We start from the raw sequence: 18,916 nt of genomic DNA on the forward strand, positions 1-18,916 counted from the left end.
CATCCTAGCGCTCACTGAGACTGGCGAATGAGCGACAGACACACCCTAGCGCTCACTGAGACTGGCGAATGAGCGACAGACACACTCTACCCAATAATCAATGCATCAGCGATGCGGAGATTCTCCACTTCCGGCGGCCATTCCATTTCTGCCTGCCTGAAGGAGAGTCCTGCATCTTCCGACACGTATATCCCCTTGTTGTTGACCGCATAAAATAAACCCAGTTCCGATGATAAAGTCAGCAGCGCAAACACTGAAGAACCATCAGCTTCCGGCAGCCCTTCATCGATGAACTCCCACTCACCGCCGCCGGTCCTCCGGACGAGACGGGTATGGGCACGCTCGGGCATATATGACCGGGACGGCCCCTTCGCAACTGACGCAATCACCGTTTCGGCATCCCCCGGGTCGGCAGCGACATCCACCATATAAGTGTAGCTGTCCAGACCGTCATTGAACGGCGCCCATGTATCGCCGCCGTCCCTGCTTTCTGCGAACCCTTCGCCAGCCGCTTCATATATACGGCCCTCAACACGGGGATGGCCCTTGATCGAATGGCTGTCATGGTGCGAACCGGGCTTCCTGTCTTCCCAGGATGCACCGTTGTCCCCGCTCCGCATGACACCACCGAGTTCGATTCCGGCAAAAATCTTATAAGTCTCATGCAGGTCCGGCTGGATCGTCCGTACGTGATGGGTATCCGGCCTCGGCGGAAAACTCCATTCCGGTTCGGACGGCAGCTGCAATAATGAAGGGGAATCCGTCCAAGTAAGCCCGCCATTCTCGCTCCGGTACAGCATGCTCGGCTCGGTCCCCGCCCACACGACACTGAATTCACCCAGCTGTTCCGTTTTGCTCACGGCGAGGCTCATCACCCGCGGATGCAGCACATCTTCACCCAGACGCTGCCACGAGCCGCCGTCATTATCACTGGCATACAGTCCATCATTGAAAGTCCCCGCATAAAGCCGGCCCGACACTTCATCATAGGCAAGACTCCGTATATCCTCCGGTCCTTCAAGTGTTTCCAGAGCCCACCCGCCATCTTTACTGGCTTTATATATCTTATTTTCAGCAGCAAAATAAATCGCAACCATGTGTTTACCTCCTTTTTCATACTGTGACCCTCGTGTTCTCAGAAATAAAAACTGCACTCACCGCCGGGTGGAAGCGCAACACAGCAGGCTTTTCCACTGTATGATGCCCCGGCAGCAAGTGCAGTTTCCGATTTTCCAGGGCTGCATGACCATGCCCCTCATGAAGTCATCTTCCAGCCGTACTGTCCTTCACGACAGTCGGACTCTGTTCATCGTATTTCAATGCGTCTTTGGATTTACCTTCCTTTTTGACGTTCGTGATGATGAATTTACTCTTCGGAAAGGCCGGGATGCGTGTCATGTCGTATTCCAGATTCTGCTTCGGCACTTCATATGTGATGCTTTTCGTCAAATATTCAAAAGTTGAGCGCATGACCATGACCGTCAGCCATTCACCTGCACAGCGGTGGCCTGCGTGGAAGTCCCCGCCGCCCTGCGGCACGAATGAAAAAGGGCTCTCTTTCCAGTCCCTGAACCGTTCCGGTCTGAATTCATCTGCATTTTCCCATGCATCCGGATGACGGTTTGTACCGAAAAGATCGAGTATGACCAGCCTGTTCTTCTTGAACTTATGGCCTTTCCATTCGAATTTATCCTTCACCTTGGCAGCCATCGCCGGTGCGAATGGATAATAGCGTCTGACTTCCTGGGTGAACATTTTGCTGTAGTTGCCATCTGCATCTTCTTTAAGCTTCTTGCCGACCTCTGGATTTTCATGAATCGCGAGCAGACCGAATGCAATGAAATAGGCAGCAGCTATCAACGGCCTGTAGGCATTGTTCAAGTCCACCGCCGCGGTATGGGGGTCCAGTTCCTTTCCGTCCCGCTCCCTGTGGTGGGCCACGATGTAAAGCGCCGTGTTGGGATGGGGTTTTATTTTACCGGATCGCACTTTCCTGATGATTTTCATCAGCCATTTCTCATGGCTTTTCCTTGAAGCCACACCGGTCGCGAAGCTCACTGCAGTCTTTCCGGTGTCGGAAGCGCCGAAGTCGACCATATCGACCAGTTCGTCCACACGCTTATCGATATCCTCCCCCTCAAGCGGCAGGCCGGCCCAGCGGAGGCCGGTGATGCCGAAGACTTTCTGTATCTCTTCAAGCATCACGACTTCGTCTTTCCCCTCCCACTCATCTGCTTTTTTATCGAGTTCTTCCACAGCAATCCTTTTCATATCTTCAAGACGTTCCGGCGTCATCATCGAGAGGAACATCCTCTTGCGGTGCTTGTGAACTTCACCGTCCTGTTCATGGACGCCGTTGTTGCCGAGCAGGGAGCTTTTCAAAGGCTTCGGCATGGCACCTTTCCGTTTGAACTTATCGTTGTCATAAAATATCTCAGCCGCTTCTTCGCCGGCGATGCAGATCGCTTTCCTGCCCACCAGCCGGGTCTCGAAAATGTCGGAGCCGAACTTTTTCCTTCTGTCCGGTATGAAGTTGAAACCTTCCTGAATCAAATCCAAAGTATTGTCGACGCCCTTATCACGTGGGATGGGTGTCACCACTTTCACATCCATCATCTCCTTTTAATAGTTTTCGGCAAACGCAATGCATCATGCAGGGAACATCTTATAACACCGTACCCTTGAGATTGGCCGTTAAACACCGGCTGCATCATCCGGTGATGCTCTTACTTTGCCTGATGTTTTCGTAAAATTTTTCAAAGCATTGGAAGTGCCGCGGATTGACGTTCCTTATGACATGTGTGCGCCTCAGGCCCTTATCGTTCCGGACCCTGATGTAGAGTATCCCCGCTTCATAGTCATATTCAGTCATCCCCTGCTCGATGGTGAGGTCCAGTTCCTCGATTTGCGTGAAGGGGAAATGAAATACCTCCCACTTGAATGACTCTTTATTCAAATTGGAAGTGTTGACTGTCACAATTTCATCCTCCAGGAGGAAGTAGATCCCGACGCGTGTAAAATCCGTCAGGCACGTGCCCATGCAGTGCGCCTCTTTCACTTTATATGTCTCATATTTTTCATGGGTCCTCAAATAGTCATTGGCGCTGGTGATGAACCTGAGTTCTTTATCGTCCAATGTATATTTATAAGCCAGCACTTCCTCGATGGTTTTCGGAAGGTTTATACCGTCCAGATACTCATTCAACACTCTATAGGAAATAATACGCGATTCCTCCTTGACTTCACCAATACCCTCAGCGTTCAATAAATAACATTTTATCGATGTTTTTTAAAAACTCACGAAGGGTACATTAAACAAGAGCGGAGTTTATGGAATTCAACGACTTAACATATATTCAGGAGGAGATTTTGTGAAGGAGTATCAAATTTACTACAACGGCAAGTGGCAGGACTCCGATTCAGGCGAATTCAGTGAAGTGGAGAACCCGGCTACGAAGGAAATCATCGCAAAAGTTCCCAAAGGCAGCCACAATGATGTGGATAAAGCGGTCGAAGCGGCAAAGAATGCTTTCCCGGAATGGAATAAGACATCACCCGAAGAGCGGGCTGAGTACGTCAGAAAGATAAAGGACGGCATCGAATCGAGGAAGCAGGAACTCGCCGATATGATGGTGGCGGAGCTGGGCAATTCCCAGACATTTTCTGAAGAGGGCCAGGTGCCGCTGTCACTGAAGGAAATGGAGGCGACACTTGATGACTTCAAGAAGTTCAAGTTCGAAGAAGAGATGGAGGACGGCACGATACTTCAAAAAGAAGGTTTCGGCGTCGTTGCATGCATCACCCCGTGGAACTATCCTTTGAACCAGATCCAGAGGAAGATCACCCCGGCGCTTTTGGCAGGCAACACCGTCGTCGTGAAACCGGCGAGCCTCACACCGCTCACGGCAATGATCCTGACGGAAATCGTGGACGAGATCGGACTGCCGGACGGCGTCTTCAACATGGTCACAGGCAGCGGCGGCGACCTCGGCGACTATTTGACTAAGCATGAGGATGTCTCCGTCGTATCGTTCACAGGTTCCACACCGGTGGGCAGTAAGATGTACGAAAGTGCCGGCACCAACATCAAAAAACTGGTGCTCGAACTCGGCGGCAAATCACCGCTCGTCTATTTGAAGGGCGGCGACATGGAACAGGCAATCGACCAGGCCGCGACCACCGTCATCAACAATCAGGGACAGAGCTGTTCGGCCCTGACACGCCTGCTCGTCCCGAGGGAAGATCTGGATGAAGTGAATGAAAGGATCAAAAAGTACTATGAAGATGTAAAGGTCGGCGATCCGACGGATTATGACACTGACATCGGCCCGCTTGTGGATGAAAACCAGATGGAAACCGTGCTGGACTATATCCGGAAAGGCAAGGATGAAGGTGCGGAAGTGCTCGTCGGCGGCGGCCAGGTCGATCGGACCGGCTACTATGTGGAGCCGACGGTGTTCACCAATGCGAAAAACGATATGACCATCTCACAGGAGGAGATCTTCGGACCTGTCCTCACCGTCATCCCTTACGACAGCGAGGAAGAAGCAATCGAACTCGCGAACGATACGGTCTACGGCTTATCCGGTGCGGTCACCGGACCCGACTTCGATTCTGCCAAAAGGGTCGCTTCACAGCTGCGTACGGGCAACGTCTTCATCAACGGCGGCGACCGCTCGCCTAAAGCACCGTTCGGCGGATATAAGCAATCCGGCCTCGGCCGTGAAAACGGACTGTACGGCGTGGAGGACTATATTGAAATCAAGGCACTGTTCACTTAAAATCATATGAAACAGTAAGACCCTGAGACTTTCGATCTCAGGGTCTTTTATTTTTATATCAAATTTGATAATCCTCCTCAATTCCCTCATTGAACCATATTAATTAACAGAATATTGAGTATTCATTCAAATGGTAAAATAAAGCCCCGTCTGCAGTTTATCCCGCAATCGAGACTCCGTTAACCAGCCTATACTTTCTCCTCCAGCTCATCTTCGATGTGAAATTTCCGTGTCGCCACCATGCCTGCACCGAAAAACATGACCACGATGACCAAATAAGAGATTAATGCCGGAGTCCAGCTGCCTGTCGCATCAAAAAGGTATCCCATCAGAAACGGGCCGATGGCGGCAAGCAGATAACCGATGGACTGGCCGAAGCCGGACAGTGAGATGCTGCCCGCATCGGTCCTCGCCTTCATTGAAAACAGCAGCATGCATGTACTGAAGGCAGCCCCGGTGCCGAACCCTATGAATATCATGCTGAAGATGAGCAGGCCCGGCGTCTCAGCAAACAACAGAAGATACCCGGCCAACAGAAGCCCTGTGATTGCCGCCACGATGCTCCTCTGACTGTCGACCCGGCTTGCAAGGATCGGGAATAAAAATGTCATCGGCAATTGGGCAAATTGGCAGAACATGAAGAAGTAGCCGGCCGCCTCCGGACTCAGTCCCTTGTCCATCAGTATGGAAGGCAGCCATGCGGCATTGGTGTAGAATGTCGTGGACTGGAGTGCAAACATGACGGCGATTGCCCATGCCATCTTGGACTGGCTCATCCTGCGCTTCGGCACCTCTTCCACCCGTTTTCCGGCAGCCCTCATGCCCTCTCCGGCACTTTTAAGCTGCGGAATCCACACGATGAGCGCCACAATCCCGAAGGCCACCCATATCGTGAGTGAAAGACCGTAACCCCCGCCGATCTCGGCAAGCGGCACACTCACGCCGCTGCCGACTCCCGCAGTCAGATTCATCGTCGAACTGTATATGGCAGTGACGACACCCACCTGAAGCGGAAATTTCCACTTGGCATAGCTCGGCAGCGTCACATTGCCCACGCTGATTGCGACACCGAGCAGGACGGTCCCGACCATGAACCACTCGAGTGTGCCGATGGTCCTTATGTAAAGCGAAGCAATCAAAAGTATGATGGCATAAAAAATCGTGACCGGCATCGTGAATCTCGCCACGGCCTTTGATACGAACGGGGACACCGCAGCAAACGTGAGCAGAGGGATCGTCGTGAGCAGCCCTGCGACAGTATTGGAGATCATCAGATCGTCCCTGATTTCATTGATGACCGGGCCGACCGCCGTGAGCGGCGCCCGGAGCATGGCAGCAACTGCTATGATGCCGATGACGAGGAGTATATTATTCCTGAACTTCTGTGAATTTTGTATTTCAGACATTTAGGTACGCCTTCTTCCCGTTTTTCAAGAGTAAATAAAAGGGGCAGGTTGCATGAAGTCGATCATGAACATGCGCCTTAAAGTCAAAAATACATTTAAATGAAAGAAAAGCCAAGATTTTACCTCCTGACTCTGCTGCTTGTCTTCTGTTTGAGCGTCAAATATACGAAAAGCAGGCTGTTCAAAAAACTCCTGTTGAGCCTGACATGTTTCAATACACCGAATGATCCACCCTTCAGCAGTCCGGCCGACAGTCTGCTGTAATTCACCCATACCCGTCGCCTTTTATTGACCTCCGCCGGCACCTTCGACTTCAGACAAGCAAGTTCCGAAAAATTCCGGTACTTGAAATTCAATATATAAAACCATCCCCACGGTCTCGGGTTCAAATCGATCACCACTGTTTCCCGGTCGCTTTTCAAAATTTCAAATTCAATGAACCCGTCATATTCCTCTTCTTTCAAAAGTCTTTCGACCGAAGTTATGAAGTCCGCCGGACGTCCACCATCCTCAACCACGAGGGTGGATACCCCTTGCGGATACTGCCCCAGCTGTCTGACAAAAATATCCGCAATGACTTTCCCCCGGTCAACAAAACAGCCGTAGCTGAATTGCGAATATTCATCCGGCGGGTAATACTTTTGAAATATATAAGATCCCGCATATTCCCGGGACCGTTCAGCTTCCAATTCTGTCCTGGTCGTGATCACTCTGCTTTTATATTGATAATTTTCGTGCTCGAGACCGTTGTACTTGGCGATGACCGGAAGCGGCACTGCCCCGTCTTTTTCGAGGTCATAATTTTGGGGTGAGATCATACGATATGAGGCGAGAAATCTTTCATACTTCTTCTTATCCCGCATCCTCGAATAGAACTCATGACTGACGCCGAAGTATTTGATATTGTCGTTGAACCATGTTTCCGTCCTGCCGTATTCATTCATCACCAGGTCATAATAAATATCATTCGTGATATAAATCAGACATTCACTTTTTATATTTTCGTTCACTATGCTGATGATTTCGTGCAGGTCATCCCCCTCCAGCATGATCCCCTGCCCCTGGAGGACCATGCCGGGCTCATGTGCCTGACCAAGCAGATGGAGTTCATCCACCTCATTTTTCATGGTCTGATACAAATCAATCCCGGTTGAATTCATCCCCACTATCGCAAGATCCATACATCCACCCCCCAATAAAGATTCAGAGACGGCCTTCCGTTGAAAACCATCTCCATACTTCTCTCATATTCCTTTTCATCTTGTAAAATCGAGCACTTCCGGCTGATCGATTGCATCATTTGCATTCATCAGCTTGATCTGACCGGGGATGAATTTAAGCACGATCATCACCTCTTCTTCCAGCACATCCAAATCGTGATGATCCTGCTGGTCCCACAGCCAGTCGATCGTCACCTGATTCATCACCACTTCCGTTTCAGCCAGCATCTCCAGATAGCTGGACTCCGCCTCTGCATCATATCCCAGGATGATGTACGCAAGGTTGTTCTCCCTGATTTCATCCACATCCACGGAGGCGGCTGAAGTTTCTGCATAAAGGTTTCTGCCGTCACTGTGGAACATCATGTACCGGCTGTGCGGTAAGTTGCCGTAAGCGGTTGACATGATGCCGGGCTGCGGCACTTTCAAAATGCTTTCAACTTCTTCAATTATCTTTTCCCTCTCCATGTCCATCACCTCATCATTCAAATTCCTTTGATTCATTTTGGATAAACATGTAGATATCATTATATTCAAGCGCCCCTGATCCTTTTATTGTCTATGATGTTCGTATAGAAATCCCTGAAGCAGTCGATATGGTCGGGATTGATGTTATGGAGCACATGGGTGCGGGGGATGCCTTTTTCATTGATGACTTTCACATATAATATGCCGGTCTCATACTGATGGCTCCGCGTGTCCTCCACCATTTCAAGATCCAGTTCTTCGATTGTCCTGAAAGGGAAATGGCTGATTCTCCAGTCGGGTGCTTCGCCATTGATTTTTTTCAGGTTGGAGGTGCTGATGGTCAGCACTTCATCTTCAAGCAGGAAATAAAGTCCCACGCGAGTGAAGTTGAACAGGCATGTCCCGAGACAGTAAACTTGTTTCAACCTATAATCTTCATACTCCGCATAATCCCTTAAAAATGCATTTGCGCCATTGATGAAAGCCTCCTCCCCATCTGTGCATTCATACTTGAACGAAAGGATATCTTCAACGGTTTTCGGCAGGTCAATCGTGTTGAGCAGAACATTCATTTCCTGATAGGATATCATCAGCCTCACCAGCTTTCTTCATATATGCACGATCCGGCTTTAATCATCCGGCAGATCGAGAACTTTATACAACCCCAATCTGTAACCCCAGATTTTATAGAATTCCTTGGCCCACAGGAGCCGGGCATACGACCGTTCGTGCCACTTCTCACCGTTCTCGCTTAATGCAGCGACATAGGTCAACTCAAACCGCCCCGCATTGACGCGTTCAAATGAAAGCATGGAGCGTTTCATATGGAAGTCGCTCGTCACTACAAGTGCGCTTTCAAAATTCAGTTCTTCCATCATTTCCAGGGTCAGGACCGCATTCGTATAAGTGCTCGTCGCTTCGGTTTCCTCGATGACTGCATCCTCAGGTATGCCGAGTGCGATGGCGAATTCCATGCTTTGGGAATAGTATTCACTGTTGATCGGTGAAATCATCACCTGCTCGGCAAAGCCTGCGTGATACAGTTCCGCCGCTTTTTCAAGCCGCCCCCGGTCGTCCCCGCCGAGCATGATGATCACATCCGCAGGCACCGGGGCTTCCGTCATACTGTGATCGAAGCTCTCGATGATCGCGGTGACGAAAAGCAGCAGGAGGATGCATAGGCCGATCACCAGCAGCCTCAGCTTCACAGCTTCCCTCTTCTTCATCGGTATGCCGGGAAGAACTCCCTGTTTTTATCCATGCCCCTCATATCACACAGCTTGTTGTATGCTTCCCTGTTCCATATCTTTTTGCCGATATGGAATTCAAATTCCGTGTGTTTGCTGAAACGCTTCTTGAAATGGAGGACCGGGTCGTCTGCTGCGTTCGATACACCGCCGCCATAGTGGATGAGCGAATACCCATTCTTGACGCCCCACATCATCGAAGCATATTTCAGCAGATAAGCCGGTGAAAATTCAAGGTAATCCGGGTCCGTACCGTTCAGATGATCATGGATGATGTCACCCGAAAGGAAATAAAGTCCCATTGCAATGATCCGGCCTTCGAACCTGACACTGATCGTCATCATGTCCCCGCCGAATTGATCTTTCAATGCATAGAAATATTCCCTGTCGAAATAATAGAATTGTGCGGCGTCATGCCGGCCCATCGTCTTATTATAGATGTCGATGAAAGATTCTATATTTTCGAACCCTCTTTCAACGTGGAATGAAAGTCTGTCATCCCGGAGACGCTTTCTGATCTTCGTCCTGGCCGTCCTTGAAAACTCATTCTGGAAAGTGTCTTCGAACCGCTTCAAATCCGTACCGACAGTCTGCCTCACATAGGTGGTGTCGTATATGCCGGATGCATCTTTCTGGTTTTGGAATACAGGATGGAATCTGATGAACTCCGAGACGATATTGTTGTTGGCGCAGTAGATGCTGAAACACTCCTTGAACTCCGAGATCAGCTTGGCCCGGTTGGTATGTTCATGGATGACTGGGCCCCCGTAACCATAGGGGGAGATCAAATCATAATACCGCACGCCCCCGATTTTCGTCTGGATCTTCCTTTTGATGGCGCTGTGGGTGATATGTCCATATTTACTTTTAATCTCGAAAAATTTTGCTTCGCCGTTCTCGATCAATTCGTTCACTTTCGCATATTCCCGCGTGAAATATATATCGAATTCACTCAGACTCTTCTGCCGGGCCGCCGGGCCGACGACTTTCAAGTGCGTGGACGCACCACTCCCTCCCTGTCCTCCACCCGGGTCATCAAGTGCCGATGTGTCCTCTTCAAATTTCCCGGAAACCTCGATCCTCCTTTTGAACTTCGTCACGCTTATCCTTCCGCCGTTCCCCTTTTTGGTATATTCGAGTAGTCCATGTTGTCGAGATACTTCACTTTGCCTCCCCTTTTCAGCTCCCAAACGGTTCTCCATCATGGATGAACACCTCTCCCTAATTGAATCTTTACGGATTAAGCAGTAATCTTTCCGACAGGCAGCAGTTCCCTGAACAGGCGGATGACCCGTTCCACATCCTCTTCCGACATTTTTGTATCCGACGGCAGGCACAATCCATTTTCAAACAGATACTTGGAGTGATCTTCCGCTTCTTCGAAATAAGCACAACGATCAAACAACGGCTGCATATGCATCGGTTTCCACACCGGTCTCGCCTCGATGTTGTGGGCTGACAGATGACGGATGACATCCCGCGGGCTGATGATCGTCTTATCGGGGTCGATCGTGAGCGTGGACAGCCATCTGGTATGGAAAGACCCTTCAATTTCCGGCATGAAATCGACGGCGCTGATGTCACACAGCCCCTCCACGTACTGCTCGAAGATCTCCCGCTTCTTCTTTATCCGCTCATCCAGGACCTCCATCTGGCCACGGCCGATGCCGGCACAGATGTTGCTCAGGCGGTAGTTGTACCCGATCGTCCTGTGCTGATAATGTATCGCGCTCTCTTTTGCCTGGGTGGCCTTTTTCAAAGCTTTTTTGACGAGCAGTTCATCGTCCGAGATGATCATGCCTCCGCCTGAAGTCGTGATGATCTTGTTGCCGTTGAAGGAAAATATCCCGATTCTGCCGAATGTGCCGCTGGCACGGCCCCGGTAAGTTGCACCGAGTGACTCCGCTGCATCTTCCACGACCGGCACGCCGTACCTGTTGCAGATTTCCATGATGCGCTCCATCCTCGCAGACTGTCCGTACAAGTTGACGACGATCACCGCCTTCGGCAGCCTGCCCGTCATCTTATGGAACTTCAATGCCTTCTCCAAGGCTGCAGGCGACATGTTCCAGCTGTCCATTTCGGAATCGATGAAGACCGGAGTCGCACCCATGTAAAGGATCGGGTTTGCGCTTGCGACGAATGTAAGCGTGGAACAGAATACGACATCGCCTCTTTGCACACCGAGCACGTCCAGTGCGAGATGTATCGCACCTGTGCCGCTGGATACGGCGCATGCGGCCTCCGCTCCCGTATATCTGCTGACCTGATTTTCAAATTCATCGACATTTGCGCCGAGCGGCGCAATCCAGTTCTTTTCAAAAGCATCTTTGACATACTGCTCTTCACTGCCCCCCATGTGGGGAGACGATAGGAATATTCTGTTTGAAACCATATGATACACTGCCCCTTCCCCTTGAAACTCATCTCCAGTTCCCTGTCACTTTGCCGTTGCCGGCCAATGTGCCTCTAATCCCCTCACTCCACCTCGTTTATGATGAAGCGTACTTTCCCGCTGCGCGCCTTCGGTATGGCATCCATATAATTGAATATGACGTCAACCTCCCTGCCGAGCATTTTCTTCGTCCTTTCCCGCAAAGTCCGCTCATGATGTTCGGTGAAATCCTCTTCCACCACGATATTAATGGTCACTCTGTTCATTTCTTCCTGAATGAACTGTGTATGCGCCACAACATCTTCCAGTTCATCTGCAATCCAGGCGACGATGATGCTGTTCACTTTATTGCCATCGGAGCTGTACAGGAAATCTGCACCCCTGCCGATGATTTTGCTGATCCGGCACTCGTCTTCAAATGAATTCAAATACTCCGCATCGGATGCCATCTCCACCTGGTCACCGATCTTGTAGCGCACAATGGGCGTCGCCTCGTTGATGAATGTCGTGACGACCATTTCATATAGATGGTGACCTTTCCTGAAGAATTCAAACAGCCCAGTTTCATCGCCGAGCATATAGCGGCCTTCGGGATCACTATATATGAATGGTGCACCTTCGGCGGTCGAATACTGATCGATCACAATGGTATCGAACGCTTTTTCCAAATCCCTTTTCACCCGGGGCGTCAATATTTCATTCGTCGGAAAGATTGCGGTGACATCCCAGGACGCCTTAATGTCTCCCCGGAGCATATGCTTTGCGAGTATATGGAGCGCTGAAGGTGAACCATCCATCGACACCGGCCTGAATCGCTCCAGACTTTCATAAATATGACTGACATTGTCCGGTGTGATATATCTTGCCGCATAAAGCATCTGGTTCATCGTATAGTTGAAACGCCACAACTTATTATTATGGTCGGGCAGCGTCAGTTCCTGACCGGTGAATGAAGCCCTTTTCGAAAACGGCATCACCCCGTTCTGATATTTTATATAATCGAGGAATGCCATCCGTTTCGCACGGTCATGTTCAGAGTCATAGACGATCAGATTCGCACCCGTCGTGCCGCTCGTCAAAGATTCCCTGATCATGCCTTTCTTATATGACCGGTCTTCAAGCGCGTATCTCAAATCCCCTTTTTCGGTGAAGGGCAGTCTTTTGAAACTGGCCATGATATCATTTTCATCGATTTCAATATTTTCATATACTTTGATGTTTTCCTTCAGATGATGCATGAGGTGCACCAGTAATTCCTGCGGGTCCGCCCGCCCCCTTATATAATTTTTGAGTGCTTCCCGGTAAAGGCTGCTGTATCTTTCCCTTTTCAGTTTATATCCATATGCACTGGTGAATACATGCTGCATGAAAACAGGTGATGCGTGATAAATATCATGGGCACTGACGGTTTTTATCTTATTCAGCATGGCCCGACCCTCCCCTTAAAATTCAATCTTCTCTTCACTTTTTCCGCTGATCCCAGAGGACCCCTAAAATGACCACAATGATGTAGAAAAACTTGAAGCGGTGTCTGAGCGCTGTACCTGCATTGTTTATCGCCAGGCCGAATATGAACCAGCCGGCCAAGAGGCTGAGCAGCAGTATCGCAGCCAGAGGACGCTCCCTGACGATATGAATGTTCTTGATGAATATTATTAAAGCAAAAATATAAAATGATGAATCGAGTGCCAGGCTGATCAGTTCATTGAGGTTGTTTATACTCCAAGGCATCGGAGAAGCGATGAAATATATGATTTTTACAGGTGATAACAAGACCAGCTGAAACAGGTTATTCACCTGTAAGCCCTGCAGGTACACTGTGTTGCCGCTTCCGGAAGCCACCGTCTCATAAAGACCTGCATCATCATTGAACACCTGGTCGACCTTATTGAACAGCGGCAGTCCTGAAATCACATCGGGAAACACCAGGACATAAGTCATCACGACGGCGAATATGCTGAAGGGTACGAGAGACTCGACGGAAAACTGGAAACGCCGTGTGGAATGCCGGTAGAAAATGAATCCGAACAAATAACCTATCAGGAGACCGACGACACCTGTGTGGAACGATGCACCGAGCAGGACGAAGATCACACTCAACAATGCACTGGGACGGCTCCTGTCCTTATACCACCTGACAAAAAAGTAGAGAGACAATACCACGGTGATGGAAATCAGGGACTCACGCATCAATATGCTTGAAAATATCAATGAATGCGGAAAGAATGAGAGCAGCAGGACCAGGTAGAACTGGACTTTATCCGAAATGCCGAGCATCCTGAAAATATGAATGACGATCAGTATCGCCGTCAGTGTGATGATGATGTTCAGGAATTGGGCGAACAGACGGTCATCCCCGTAAAGATGAAAGAGCACCCCCAGGAATTTCGAGTAGAACCCGCCGTATATATCCATGCCGAGCAATGTCAAATCCTGGCTGACCGCCACCCCCGTCTCATAAAAATTCTCCGTATCTTCCCCGCTGTGCGGGATGATCGTCCCGCCCTCCCGGCGATCCACCAGCATCATGGCAAGCCGTATGAGGAAACTGGTATAAATGATGGCTGCGAATGCCGTATATTTGATCACCAGGATGAAGAAAAGTGTGATGGCGGTGAAGATGATGAACGTGAATGTTAAATGGAGCGTATCCGTAATATAGTATTGAAATAAGTATCCGGAAATAATATAAAGTATCGTCACCAGCCAGATGATGATCATATTCCAACACCCCTTCTACGGCCTCCGTTTTACTTTCCTGTCATGCATCAATACACCGATCTGCATCATCATCAGGATGGCGTGTGTGACGATGCCGACGATGAATGCACCCGTCAAACCAAATGGTATGATCACCAGCAGTGATAAAATGACCGTCGCGATCAAGGTCATCGTCTGCATGACCACCTGGTGCATATAGAGATTGAATATATTCAATGCCATTTCAAGCAGCGTCGTATATACGATGAAGAACAACAGGACGCCGAGGAGTACCATTTCTCTCTGATAACCAATGAATTCAGGACCGTAAACCAAAACAAGGATATCGTTGCCAAAGAAGATGAGAATGATTTCCCCGATGATGATCAACACGAGAAATACACCGCACAGCTTGAAGAATGATCTGTAGAACTTTGACGGACTCACCGTGGCTTCACGCGCCAGCGCAGCAATCACCCCCTCATTGATGGCAACCACGACATTGTTTGTTATGATCGTGAAATACATGATGGTCGCAAACACCCCGAGCACCTCGACGCTGTGGAAATGCTCCAGTACATATCTCGGTATGTTCGTGACCAGTGAAGATATCAGTTCAACGACTGCAAGACCCATCCCCAGCAGGAAGATGTTTTTAAAATGTTTGAATGTCATTACAGCATCCGGACGTTTTCCTGAAACCGAGAACCGCCGGTCAAACAGATGATACACCAGCATCTGTGAGACGAGCAGGCTGAGTATGGCCATGAATAAAGATTCGAAGATGAGGATCGATGACGTGAACAGGATGATGATGACGATGCTTCTGATGATCCTCGACAGACCCAATACGTACACTCTTGATTCTGCAATGTTTTCCGTATAGATGAACTCTTCCTTATTCTCATAAAACCTGAAGAGGACGAATATGAACAGGCACAGACTCTCATACAGGTTCAAATCCACGAAAAGGATGAGAAGGATCGAAACGCCGATGAACGAAACATTCATGACCTCCCGGAACTTTTTGAAGACGATATAGTCATAAGCCAGCTTCTTCTGTGTCGGCACGAGTCTGGCCAGGGAAAAGCGTGTGAATAATACAAGCGGCCCCATCAGTGCCAGGAAATATGTGAAGAGGCCCACTTCATACAAGCCGAGCAGCCGGGTGATCAAAATGACCTGCAGCCATTGGTTGACCGCCATGAACAATGTTCCGGCAACATTCAGGCTCCTAGACCGCATGCTTACGCCCGAACTCCACTTCATTCTTTTCCCGGCCGACAAAGTTGATCAGTGTTTCCTTCACTTCCTTCTCGTTCAGTGTCAAAAATATTTTTATATTATCTTCGATGACCTGAAGTGATGATTCAGACACGCGGCCCCGGTATATTTTTTCATAAACCTGCTCCGGATGGATCTCTTCTGCGTTGAGCAGCTCTTCATATAATTTTTCGCCCGGTCTCACACCGACGAATTCGATGCCGATGTCATCTTCGCTGAACCCGCTGAGGCGAATCATGTTTTTGGCGAGATCGACGATTTTGACCGGTTCCCCCATATCCAGTACGAACACTTCCCCGCCTTCGGCGAGTGTACTCGCCTGGATGACAAGACGCGAGGCTTCAGGAATCGTCATGAAGTAGCGCGTCATCCTCGGATCGGTCACAGTGATCGGGCCACCCGCTTCTATCTGGCGCTTGAACTTGGGCACCACCGAGCCGTTGCTGCCGAGGACATTGCCGAACCTGACGGCGACGAGTGTCGTATCCTCACAGTTCTTGTCGAGGGCCTGGACGATCATTTCTGCAACCCGCTTCGTCGCCCCCATGACATTCGGCGGATTGACCGCTTTATCCGTGGAGATCATGACGAATTTCTTCGTCCTGTAGTGGCATGCCGCTTCTGCCGTGTTCTTGGTGCCGATGACATTGTTCCTGATGGCCTCGACCGGATTGTATTCCATCATCGGTACATGCTTGTGCGCCGCGGCATGATACACGATATCGGGCCTGTATCTTTCAAAAACTTCGAAGATGCGCTTGCGGTTCTGTACATCGGCGATGATCGGTATATAGCTGATTTGATCATTCTTCCGGTCCAGCACTTCCTCGAGGATGGTGTAGATGCTGTTCTCTCCATGCCCGAGCAGCAAAATGCGCCGCGGCTGGAATTTAGCGATCTGCCGTACGATTTCCGAACCGATGCTCCCGCCTGCACCCGTCACGAGAATCGTCTTGTCCGTCACCTGCCCTTCGATGCCTGCCATGTCCAGTTCAACAGGTTCACGTCCAAGAAGATCCTCGACTTCCACCTGTTTCAGCATGCCCACCTCAAGTTTTCCGCACAATATATCTTCTATATTCGGCATGATCATCAAATCCACACCTTCGATGTGCGCCAGCCTGTGTATCTTGTTCAATTCCTTCTTGCTGAGTGATGGAATCGCAATGACGATTTTACTGATATCATACTTGCTTACGAGACGTGCGATGTCATGCCTGTCGCCTTCGACCCTGATGCCCCCTGCAACTTCCAAATTCCGTTTCATCTCATCATCATCCACGATCGCCACCGGGTTCATCCCCATCGAAGGGTTGTCGATCATCTGCCTGATCAGCATCGTGCCGCCTTTCCCCGCACCGACGATCAGTGTACGCACCATGCCTGAACCATTCGTTCTTCTGCCGGTCAGATGGTGATTGAGGATGCGCCATGCCATCCTTGAACCGCCGATCAATATCAGATGCATCATCCATGTGATGAGTGTCAGCCTGAAAAATGTGATATTGAACAGCAGAAATGTCAATATGGCCGTCGTCACCATCGTCGCCGTAACCGCCATCGTGATGAAGGTCAGTTCCCTGACACCTGCATACAACCATGCCCTGTGATAGAGGTTGAAGATGTAAGCAAAGATGTGATGGCTCAGCAGGATGATCACCGCAGTCGTCCCCAGTACAACCAACGAGTATTCCGAGAAGAATGGGATGAGAATGTAATAACTGATGAATATCGAAAAAGTCACGATCAGGGAATCGATGGAGACGAAGAGAAAATATCGTTTTTTAGCTCCCATATTACCCTCTTCCTTCATTACCTATTTTACTTTCCGGCTGAATACGGACCTGTTGAAAAGTGTCCATTTCCAAGCTTTTTGCGGTATGCAGATGTTCCGGCGTCGCGTTTGCACTGCCTCAGGTGGCTCTGGGTTCCTGATAGTAATGATATTGGTTGTCCTTCTTGTATTCCGGAGACCTGCCGTTCAGGACGATTCCGATGATGTTGGCACCGGCTTTATTGAGCAGATCCTTCGCTTCATTCAATCTTTCCCTGTTGTTGTTTTCCACATTGGTGACCATGATGACACCATTTGCATTCTTGCTCAACAGCTGGCCGTCCGTTACAGATAAGACAGGCGGTGAATCGATGATGACCATGTCGTAGTGTGTCATCAGCCTGAGCATTATCGAGTCCAATTTCGGAGCAGACAGCAGTTCGGCCGGGTTCGGCGGTATCGGGCCGGATGTGATGAGGTCCAGCCTTTCGAATTCAGTGGCCTTGATCACTTCTTCGAGAGGGATGTCATTCACGATCAATGTGGAGAGACCGGTCCTGTTGTCCACCCTGAAAGTTTCATGGGAGGTCGGGCGCCTCAAATCTGCATCAAGCAGTAACGTCTTCTTGCCGGCCTGTGCATAAGCGACAGCCATGTTGGCTGCCACCGTCGATTTTCCTGCTGAAGCCATATCCGATGTGAAAAGTACGGATCTGATATCCCTGTTCACACTCGAGTACATTATATTTGTGCGTATGGTCCGGAACTGTTCACTCACCGTGGCATGCGGCTGCTTATCCACCACCAGGTACCTCGGCCTGGTACCTTCATCTCTATGACCTCTGTTCATTTCCATTTCCTGCCTCCATCCGTTCTTCAAATTTATCTATCGATCCGATGACCGGTATGTCAAGATGTTTTCCGACATCTTCCTCATTCCTCACAGACTTGTCGAAAAATGCTTTCGTGAACACCAATGCCAGACCCAGCATCAGACCGGCCACGAGCCCTGCTGTGATGTTCAGGACAGGCTGCGGGGCGACCTGCTCCGTGTCGGCATCCATGAATGCCGAGGCCAGGACGGACACATTGTCCACGTTCATGATTTCAATCACCCTTTCCTGAAAGACACCGGCCACTTCATCCGCTATGCCCGCCGCTTCGTTCAAGCTGTCCCCCACTACGCTCACCGTGATGATCTGTGACTGGTCCTCGTTGCTGACGGTGATCTGTTCCGACAGTTCACCCGTCGACTGTTCCAGGGAGAGATTGTCTGCGACCTCACCGAGTACGATGGGGTTTAAAATGATATCCCTGTATGTGTTGACCAGCTGCAGACTCGTCTCGATGTTCTGATTGTCAACGATGCCGCTGCTCTCCGGCTGACTCACCAAAATCTGGGTCTCCGCCTCATACCGCGGTGTCAGCAGAAAGAAAGTGACCATCGCCATCATCAATCCTGAAATGACTGTAAAAAGGATGATGACCATTGCATTCTGCCTGATGATCTTCAATACCAGCTCCAGATTGACCGAATCCCCCATGCCCATTCCCCCATAAATTCAATTTGTAAAAACCGCCTTTTCATCCCCCCATCCCAAATGAGATAAATTACACTATAACAGTACTTTCATACTATTA

The 18,916-nt window shown here is 49.7% G+C and carries 17 protein-coding genes; 1 reads left to right on the forward strand and 16 read right to left on the reverse strand.

What is annotated here, in order from left to right; translation table 11 throughout:
• Positions 1-86: 86 nt before the first annotated feature.
• The 3 genes from BUA12_RS04295 to BUA12_RS04305 all read right to left on the reverse strand — a co-directional run bounded on the left by BUA12_RS04295 (position 87) and on the right by BUA12_RS04305 (position 3,265).
• Positions 87-1,097: a WD40/YVTN/BNR-like repeat-containing protein gene (locus BUA12_RS04295; protein WP_072708642.1), complete on the reverse strand. Its 1,011-nt coding sequence runs from the start codon at positions 1,095-1,097 to the stop codon at positions 87-89.
• Positions 1,098-1,263: 166 nt separating this feature from the next.
• Positions 1,264-2,613, reverse strand: a complete 1,350-nt coding sequence (locus tag BUA12_RS04300) for a cytochrome P450 (RefSeq protein ID WP_245772738.1) — start codon at positions 2,611-2,613, stop codon at positions 1,264-1,266.
• Positions 2,614-2,710: 97 nt separating this feature from the next.
• A complete protein-coding gene (locus BUA12_RS04305; RefSeq protein ID WP_245772739.1) occupies positions 2,711-3,265 on the reverse strand; it encodes a hypothetical protein in 555 nt (184 codons plus the stop codon).
• Between the two features lie 106 nt (positions 3,266-3,371).
• Here BUA12_RS04305 and BUA12_RS04310 point away from each other — a divergent pair, with 106 nt between their 5' ends.
• Positions 3,372-4,781 (forward strand): aldehyde dehydrogenase family protein, encoded by a 1,410-nt coding sequence (locus tag BUA12_RS04310; RefSeq protein ID WP_072708644.1) that lies wholly within the window; start codon positions 3,372-3,374, stop codon positions 4,779-4,781.
• 188 nt (positions 4,782-4,969) lie between these two features.
• On the opposite strand, the gene BUA12_RS04315 is transcribed toward BUA12_RS04310, so the two are convergent.
• The 13 genes from BUA12_RS04315 to BUA12_RS04375 form a co-directional block, all read right to left on the reverse strand.
• Positions 4,970-6,187: a CynX/NimT family MFS transporter gene (locus BUA12_RS04315; RefSeq protein WP_072708646.1), complete on the reverse strand. Its 1,218-nt coding sequence runs from the start codon at positions 6,185-6,187 to the stop codon at positions 4,970-4,972.
• A gap of 119 nt (positions 6,188-6,306) precedes the next feature.
• Positions 6,307-7,368, reverse strand: a complete 1,062-nt coding sequence (locus BUA12_RS04320; protein WP_072708648.1) for a hypothetical protein — start codon at positions 7,366-7,368, stop codon at positions 6,307-6,309.
• A 75-nt stretch (positions 7,369-7,443) separates the two neighbouring features.
• A complete protein-coding gene (locus BUA12_RS04325; protein ID WP_072708651.1) occupies positions 7,444-7,875 on the reverse strand; it encodes a pyridoxamine 5'-phosphate oxidase family protein in 432 nt (143 codons plus the stop codon).
• Between the two features lie 65 nt (positions 7,876-7,940).
• Positions 7,941-8,465, reverse strand: a complete 525-nt coding sequence (locus tag BUA12_RS04330) for a hypothetical protein (RefSeq protein ID WP_072708654.1) — start codon at positions 8,463-8,465, stop codon at positions 7,941-7,943.
• Positions 8,466-8,504: 39 nt separating this feature from the next.
• The gene (locus BUA12_RS04335; protein WP_072708930.1) at positions 8,505-9,083 is read right to left on the reverse strand and encodes a YdcF family protein; all 579 of its coding nucleotides are present in this window, start codon (positions 9,081-9,083) and stop codon (positions 8,505-8,507) included.
• Positions 9,084-9,097: 14 nt separating this feature from the next.
• Positions 9,098-10,222, reverse strand: a complete 1,125-nt coding sequence (locus tag BUA12_RS04340) for a GNAT family N-acetyltransferase (RefSeq protein ID WP_245772740.1) — start codon at positions 10,220-10,222, stop codon at positions 9,098-9,100.
• A gap of 140 nt (positions 10,223-10,362) precedes the next feature.
• Positions 10,363-11,517, reverse strand: coding sequence for a DegT/DnrJ/EryC1/StrS family aminotransferase (locus BUA12_RS04345; protein ID WP_072708934.1), 1,155 nt, complete (start codon positions 11,515-11,517; stop codon positions 10,363-10,365).
• An 83-nt stretch (positions 11,518-11,600) separates the two neighbouring features.
• Entirely contained in the window at positions 11,601-12,944 is a 1,344-nt protein-coding gene (locus BUA12_RS04350; RefSeq protein WP_072708657.1) for a phenylacetate--CoA ligase family protein, read from the reverse strand.
• Between the two features lie 34 nt (positions 12,945-12,978).
• The gene (locus tag BUA12_RS04355; protein WP_072708659.1) at positions 12,979-14,238 is read right to left on the reverse strand and encodes a hypothetical protein; all 1,260 of its coding nucleotides are present in this window, start codon (positions 14,236-14,238) and stop codon (positions 12,979-12,981) included.
• Between the two features lie 15 nt (positions 14,239-14,253).
• Complete coding sequence (locus BUA12_RS04360; protein ID WP_245772741.1) at positions 14,254-15,486, reverse strand: lipopolysaccharide biosynthesis protein; 1,233 nt, start codon at positions 15,484-15,486, stop codon at positions 14,254-14,256.
• Positions 15,452-17,296 carry a polysaccharide biosynthesis protein gene (locus tag BUA12_RS04365; RefSeq protein ID WP_072708664.1) on the reverse strand — a complete coding sequence of 615 codons (1,845 nt, stop codon included), beginning with the start codon at positions 17,294-17,296 and terminating at the stop codon, positions 15,452-15,454. Before BUA12_RS04365 ends, BUA12_RS04360 begins: the two co-directional genes overlap by 35 nt.
• Positions 17,297-17,414: 118 nt before the next feature.
• Positions 17,415-18,131: a CpsD/CapB family tyrosine-protein kinase gene (locus tag BUA12_RS04370; protein WP_084669885.1), complete on the reverse strand. Its 717-nt coding sequence runs from the start codon at positions 18,129-18,131 to the stop codon at positions 17,415-17,417.
• Positions 18,109-18,819: a YveK family protein gene (locus BUA12_RS04375; protein ID WP_072708666.1), complete on the reverse strand. Its 711-nt coding sequence runs from the start codon at positions 18,817-18,819 to the stop codon at positions 18,109-18,111. Before BUA12_RS04375 ends, BUA12_RS04370 begins: the two co-directional genes overlap by 23 nt.
• Positions 18,820-18,916 lie beyond the last annotated feature (97 nt).

Source organism: Lacicoccus alkaliphilus DSM 16010 (genome assembly GCF_900142805.1).
GTDB classification, from domain to species: domain Bacteria; phylum Bacillota; class Bacilli; order Staphylococcales; family Salinicoccaceae; genus Lacicoccus; species Lacicoccus alkaliphilus.